General features: G+C 62.1%; 5 protein-coding genes. 3 read left to right on the top strand and 2 right to left on the bottom strand.

The genetic code is table 11. The features are described from left to right. Both QZ522_RS16975 and QZ522_RS16970 read left to right on the top strand, forming a co-directional pair. Window positions 1-691: DMT family transporter (locus QZ522_RS16975; RefSeq protein WP_294614343.1), on the top strand; the 691-nt coding region annotated here is incomplete at its 5' end. Then, window positions 691-2,469 carry an SLC13 family permease gene (locus QZ522_RS16970; protein ID WP_294614346.1) on the top strand — a complete coding sequence of 593 codons (1,779 nt, stop codon included), beginning with the start codon at window positions 691-693 and terminating at the stop codon, window positions 2,467-2,469. The genes QZ522_RS16975 and QZ522_RS16970, both read left to right, overlap by 1 nt. Here QZ522_RS16970 and QZ522_RS16965 read toward each other — a convergent pair. Beyond that, window positions 2,466-4,238, bottom strand: coding sequence for an SLC13 family permease (locus QZ522_RS16965; protein ID WP_294614340.1), 1,773 nt, complete (start codon window positions 4,236-4,238; stop codon window positions 2,466-2,468). The genes QZ522_RS16970 and QZ522_RS16965 overlap by 4 nt on opposite strands. Before the next feature lie 122 nt (window positions 4,239-4,360). Between QZ522_RS16965 and QZ522_RS16960 the strand changes: the two genes are divergently transcribed. Continuing rightward, window positions 4,361-5,110, top strand: coding sequence for a YebC/PmpR family DNA-binding transcriptional regulator (locus tag QZ522_RS16960; RefSeq protein ID WP_294614337.1), 750 nt, complete (start codon window positions 4,361-4,363; stop codon window positions 5,108-5,110). A 96-nt stretch (window positions 5,111-5,206) separates the two neighbouring features. On the opposite strand, the gene QZ522_RS16955 is transcribed toward QZ522_RS16960, so the two are convergent. After that, a complete protein-coding gene (locus tag QZ522_RS16955) occupies window positions 5,207-6,094 on the bottom strand; it encodes a LysR family transcriptional regulator ArgP (RefSeq protein WP_294614334.1) in 888 nt (295 codons plus the stop codon). Window positions 6,095-6,206: the final 112 nt, after the last annotated feature.

The following is a 6,206-nucleotide window of genomic DNA, read 5'->3' as shown; positions in this document are numbered from 1 at the left end:
CTACGCCTCTGCGGCGCGGCTTCCGGGCGGGGTCATGGCGATCATCATTTCGACGGTGCCGATGTTTTCGCTGCCCATTGCCCTGGCCCTTGGCAACGAGCGGTTTGCCTGGCGCCGGATGCTTGGGCTGACCCTCGGGCTTGGCGGTATCGCACTTTTGATCGGTCCCGAGGCAAGCCTGCCTGACCGGGCGATGGCGGCCTTTGTCCCGCTCGCACTTGTGGCGCCGCTGCTTTATGCGACCGAGGGCAATCTGGTGGCACGCTGGGGCACGCAGGGGCTGGATTCGGTTCAGGTCCTGCTTGCGGCCTCGCTGCTTGGGGCGGTGCTTATGCTGCCCCTGGCCTTGCTCAGCGGCCAGTGGATTGATCCGCTCGCCGGGATCGGGGCCCCCGAGGCTGCGCTGGTGGCGGGTGCGATCATCCATGCGCTGGTTTATGCGGGCTATGTCTGGATGGTGGGGCGGGCCGGGTCGGTCTTTGCCGCGCAGACCAGCTATCTTGTGACTGGTTTCGGCGTGCTCTGGTCGATCCTGTTCCTGCAAGAGGTCTATTCGCCACACATCTGGGCGGCGATGACGCTAATGCTGGGGGGAATATTCCTTGTTCAGCCGCGCGCGCGGATCGGGCTTGCCCCGCTGCCTGTCATCGGGGACACTGGAGGGAAACCACACGAGGGCTCTGATCCGTGATCGAACTTTTGGGTCTGTCGCAAACCGGACAGGCATTTCTTGCATTGGCCGTCGTTGCGGCGATGTTTGTGCTTTTCGTGCGTGAAACCTATCCAACCGAAGTGGTGGCCATCGCCGGCGTGGCGCTTCTTCTGATCCTTGGAATCCTGCCCTATCAGGCCGCGCTTACGGTGTTTTCCAATCCAGCGCCCTGGACCATTGCCGCGATGTTTATCGTGATGGGCGCATTGGTGCGTACCGGTGCGCTTGATGCCTTTACCTCGCTTGCGGACCGTCAGGCGCAGGTCAACCCGCGCGCGGCCATCGGCATGCTGCTTGTCGCGGTGGTCATTGCTTCGGCCTTCATGAATAACACGCCGGTCGTCGTGGTGATGATCCCGGTGTTTGTCCAACTGGCGCGTACCCTCAAGATTCCGGCCAGCAAGCTTTTGATTCCGCTCAGCTATGCCGCCATTCTTGGCGGTACAACCACGCTGATCGGCACCTCGACCAACCTGCTTGTGGACGGGGTTGCGCGCACCGAGGGGATGACGGCGTTCACCATTTTCGAGGTAACACCGCTTGGCATCGTCCTGGTGATCTGGGGCGCGATCTATCTGCGGTTCTTCGGGCCGTTCCTGTTGCCTGCGCGCAACAGCATGGCCGATATGCTGTCGGATCGCTCGCGGATGAAGTTTTTCACCGAGGCGGTGATCCCGCCCGAAAGCAACCTGATCGGGCGCGAAGTCTCCGGTGTTCAGCTTTTCAAACGCGAGGGCGTGCGCCTGATCGACGTGATCCGGGGCGATCAGTCGCTGCGCCGTGATCTGAGCGGGGTCACGCTTCAGGTCGGAGACCGCGTGGTCCTGCGCACGCAGATGACCGAACTGCTCAGCCTTCAGCGCGACAAGAGCCTCAAGCGGGTCGATCAGGTGTCGGCGGTGGAAACCAGCACGGTCGAGGTGCTGATCACGCCGGGCTGCAAGATGGTCGGGCGCTCGCTTGGCGGGATGCGCCTGCGGCGGCGCTATGGCGTCTATCCGCTGGCGGTGCATCGCCGTAACCAGAACATTGGCCGCCAGCTTGATGATCTTGTGGTGCGCGTCGGCGATACGCTTTTGCTTGAAGGGGCGCCCGAGGATATTCAGCGCCTGTCACGCGAAATGGATATGGTCGATGTCTCGCATCCTTCGGCGCGCGCGTTCCGGCGCGGACATGCGCCGCTGGCGGTGATCGCGCTTCTGGGGATCGTGATTCTGGCCGGGCTTGGGGTGGCGCCGATCCTGGCGCTTGCGGTGATCGCAGTGGCGGCCGTGCTTTTGGCGCGCTGCATTGATGCAGATGAGGCGTTTTCCTTTGTCGACGGCCAGTTGCTTGCGCTGATCTTCGCGATGCTGGCGATTGGCGCCGCACTTCAGGCCTCGGGGGCGGTCGAACTGATCGTCGGGGCGATTGCGCCCGCCTTGTCGGTCTTGCCGGGCTTCTTGGTGATCTGGGCGATCTACCTGCTGACCTCGATCATGACGGAACTTGTGTCAAACAACGCCGTCGCGGTGGTGGTCACGCCGATTGCCATCGGTCTTGCCGATGCGATGGGGATTGAGGCGCGCCCGCTGGTGGTTGCGGTCATGGTCGCCGCAAGCGCCAGTTTCGCTACGCCGATCGGCTATCAGACCAACACGCTTGTCTATGGGCCGGGGGGCTATCGCTTTACCGACTTTCTGCGCGTCGGGGTGCCGCTCAACCTGAGTGTCGGCTTGTTGGCCTCGGCGCTTATCCCGCTGATCTGGCCGCTTTAAAGGGGCCAGACCATAAGGATTGCCGGGATGGATACGGCGACCACGATGATCTCGAGCGGCAGCCCCATGCGCCAGTAATCGCCAAAGCTATAGCCACCGGGGCCAAGGATCAGCGTGTTGTTCTTATGGCCGATCGGTGTGAGAAAGGCGGAAGAGGCGGCAACGGCGACGGCCATCAGAAATGGATCGGGCGAGACATTGAGGGTCTGCGCCATCTGAATGCCGACCGGGGCTGCCACGATCGTGGTGGCGGTGTTGTTGAGAACGTCAGACAGGCTCATCGTGACAATCATCAGCACGCTCAGGACAACCCAGGGCGCATAGCCCTCGGTCAGCCCGACAAGGGCGTCGGCAATCAGTTGCGTCCCGCCCGCATCTTCAAGGGCCGCCCCGAGGGGAATCATCGAGCCCAACAGCACGACGACCGGCCAGTTGATGTGATTGTAAAGCTCGTTCAACGGCACGATCCGTGTAAGCACATAGGCGACAACCACAAGCCCCAGGGCCACGGGAAGATAGATCAGCCCAAGGCTGGCGGCGACGACGGCGGCGCCAAAAAGGCCAATGGCGGCCCATGTCTTGCGATCCTGGGTGACGGTCAGCCCGCGATCGGCCAGTGGCAGGCATCCCAACCACTCGGTCACATCGGCGCCGGTGTCCTTCGGAACCAGCAGCAAGAGGATGTCACCCGCAAGGATCGGTGTCTTTCGCACCTGTTGGGTGATCTTGCGGCCCTGTCGGGAAATGCCCATCAAAACAGAGCGCTGCCGCCAGTGCAGGCCAATTGTCAGGGCGGATTTTCCGGTGATACGGGCATCCGTGGGGACAACCACCTCGATGATATCGAGCCCTTCACCCGCCGCGTGAAGCTGATCCTCGCGCTCTTCATCGGCAAAGGCGAGTGACAGGGCGGCACGAAATTCGTCAATCGCTGCCGGAGCGGCCTCAAGCACCAGGGCATCACCTTCGCGAAGGTCGGCATTCATCGCCGTACCGTAAAGCCGCTTGCCATTGCGGATCAGCCCTAGGATGGCGACATCGCCCTGGCCGGCGTCTTGCTCGAGTTCGATCAGGCGTTTGCCGATATGGGAAGAGTCGGGCGGCACGGTCAATTCGGCGATATATTGCCCGATTTCAGTGGGTTGGATGGTGGCGTCGGATCTGTCGGGAATCAGCCGCCAGCCGATCAGCGCCACAAAGATCAACCCGGCGATGGCCGTCACGCCGCCAACCGGGGCGAAATCGAACATTGAATAGGGCGCGCCGAGGGTCTCTTCGCGGATCGCCGCGATAATGATGTTGGGCGGCGTTCCGATCAGCGTAGCCATGCCGCCAAGGATCGTCGCAAAACTAAGGGGCATCAGGCTAAGGCCCGGTGAGCGCTTGGCTTTTCGCGCCGTCTGGACATCCACCGGCATCAGAAGGGCAAGGGCCGCGACGTTGTTCATAAAGGCAGACAGGACGCCGCCAATTGCCCCCATCAGGGTGATGTGGGTGGCCAGCGAGCGGGAACTGTCGATCAGGGTGCGGGTGATCAGGAAAACCGCCCCGGAACGCATCAGTCCGGCCGAGACCACCAGCACCAGCGCCACGACCAGAGTGGCGGGGTGGCCAAAACCGGCAAAGGCGTCAGCGGCGGGCACCACGCCGATAACCACACCGACCATGAGCGCGGAAAATGCAACGATATCATAGCGGTACTTTCCCCAAAGCAGCAGGGCAAACACCAGGCCAAAAAGGCCAAACAGGATGATCTGATCAGGGGTCATGGTGCGCTTTCAACATACCACTGACCCAATCGCATTGCGTCCCCAAAAGCAACCGGCTTGCGAGGGGGTACTGCTCTGGCCTATAGAGACGCAAATCAAGGATTTCAATTCGGAGGCAAAGTATGGCCGGCCATTCTAAATGGGCAAACATCCAACATCGCAAAGGCCGCCAGGACGCTGTTCGGGCCAAGCTTTTCTCTAAGTTTTCCAAAGAGATAACGGTTGCCGCGAAAATGGGCGACCCGGACCCGGAGAAAAACCCGCGGCTGCGCCTTGCCGTCAAGGAAGCCAAGGCCCAGTCGATGCCCAAGGACAATATCGAACGCGCCATCAAAAAAGCGATGGGCGGCGAGGGCGATGATTACGAGGAAATCCGCTATGAGGGCTATGGCCCCAATGGCGTGGCGGTGATCGTCGAGGCGATGACCGACAACCGCAACCGCACCGCCAGCACCGTGCGCTCGACCTTTTCCAAGAACGGCGGCAACCTCGGCGAGACCGGATCGGTCGGCTTCATGTTCGAGCGCAAGGGCGAAATCAGCTATCCCGCCGAGGTGGGCGATGGCGACACGGTGATGATGGCCGCGATCGAGGCGGGCGCCGAAGATGTCGAAAGTTCTGAGGACGGGCATATCATCTGGTGCGCCGACAGCGATCTCAACGAGGTCGCCACCGCGCTTGAGGCGGACCTTGGCGAGAGCACGTCGACCAAGCTTGTGTGGAAACCCGTGACCACCACCGAGATGGACCTTGAGGGCATGCAAAAGCTGATGAAGCTTGTCGACGCACTTGAGGATGATGATGACGTGCAACGCGTCACCACCAATTTCGAGGCCTCAGACGAGGTAATGGAACAGCTTCAGGACGGGTGATCCGCCTATCGTTCGGGACGTGAGGCTCACCCGCCCTATGGGCAACTGAAAGCATTTGACGTCCGGCGCGGGGTTCCTGTGCCGGACGTTTTCGTCTCAGCCGGGCGGATAGAGCATCCGGCGCGCTGACCGGCGTAATGCGCGGGTCACAGGGCCAAGCGCCGCGCCCAAAAGACGGCTTGATTGCCAGTAGAGCGGCGTGTCAAGCGCGGCATCGGACAGAAGCGGCACAAGCGCGCCCGTGGCAAGATCATCCGCCACCAGAATCTCGGGGTTGAGGCCCCAGCCGATCCCAAGCCGGGTGGCGGCAACAAAGCCCGTTGCCGAGGGGATCATGTGACAGGGCGGCGTAACGGTGCGCCCGAGGTGGGAGGCGATCCATTGATCCTGAAGGCGATCCTTGGCGTCAAACCGCAGCATCGGCGCGGCACTTATCGTCTCGGGCGTAACACCTTGCGTAAAGTGGCGCGCAACGAAGCCGGGGCTTGCGGTCGCGATATAGCGCAGGTTGCCAAGGGCGATGGCCTCACAGCCGGGCAGTGGCTTGGGGCGGTTGGTCAGCGCGCCAAGCACCTCGCCGCGCATCAGGCGGTCGTGGGCGGCGTCCTGATCGTCGATCACCAGATCGAACAGATGCCCGGGGATATCTGCCAGGGCGGCCGGCAGCCATGTGGCAAGGCTATCGGCGTTCACCGCAAGACGCAGCCGGGTTTGCGGCGCCGGGCCAAGGGCGGTGAAATGCTCTGTAAGCCTGGCCTCGAGAAGGGCGACCTGATCGCCATGCGCGGCAAGGCGAAGCCCGGCCTCGGTGCCGGTCGAGGGCTGACCGCGATGCACAAGCTGGACACCCACGCGGGTTTCAAGCGCCTTGAGGCGTTGGGAGATTGCTGATTGGGTCAGGCCGAGTTCGGCTGCGGCGCCATCGAAGCTTCCGCAGCGCAGGATGGCGCAGAGGGCGGCAAGCTGTTGCGGATCGAGATTCATAAGAAATCCTTATGCAGCATATGCATTATGCATTTGAGTAATGCTACGGGCCGCTTTAGGCAAGTCGGCACGACCAAAGCAGGCGGCAGGCAAGGGATCACGACATGCAGGC

Source organism: uncultured Roseovarius sp. (genome assembly GCF_913054395.1).
In the GTDB taxonomy this organism is placed as follows: domain Bacteria; phylum Pseudomonadota; class Alphaproteobacteria; order Rhodobacterales; family Rhodobacteraceae; genus Roseovarius.
The sequence above is the reverse complement of the archived record's forward strand: the minus strand, read 5'-3'. Positions and strand labels throughout refer to the sequence as shown.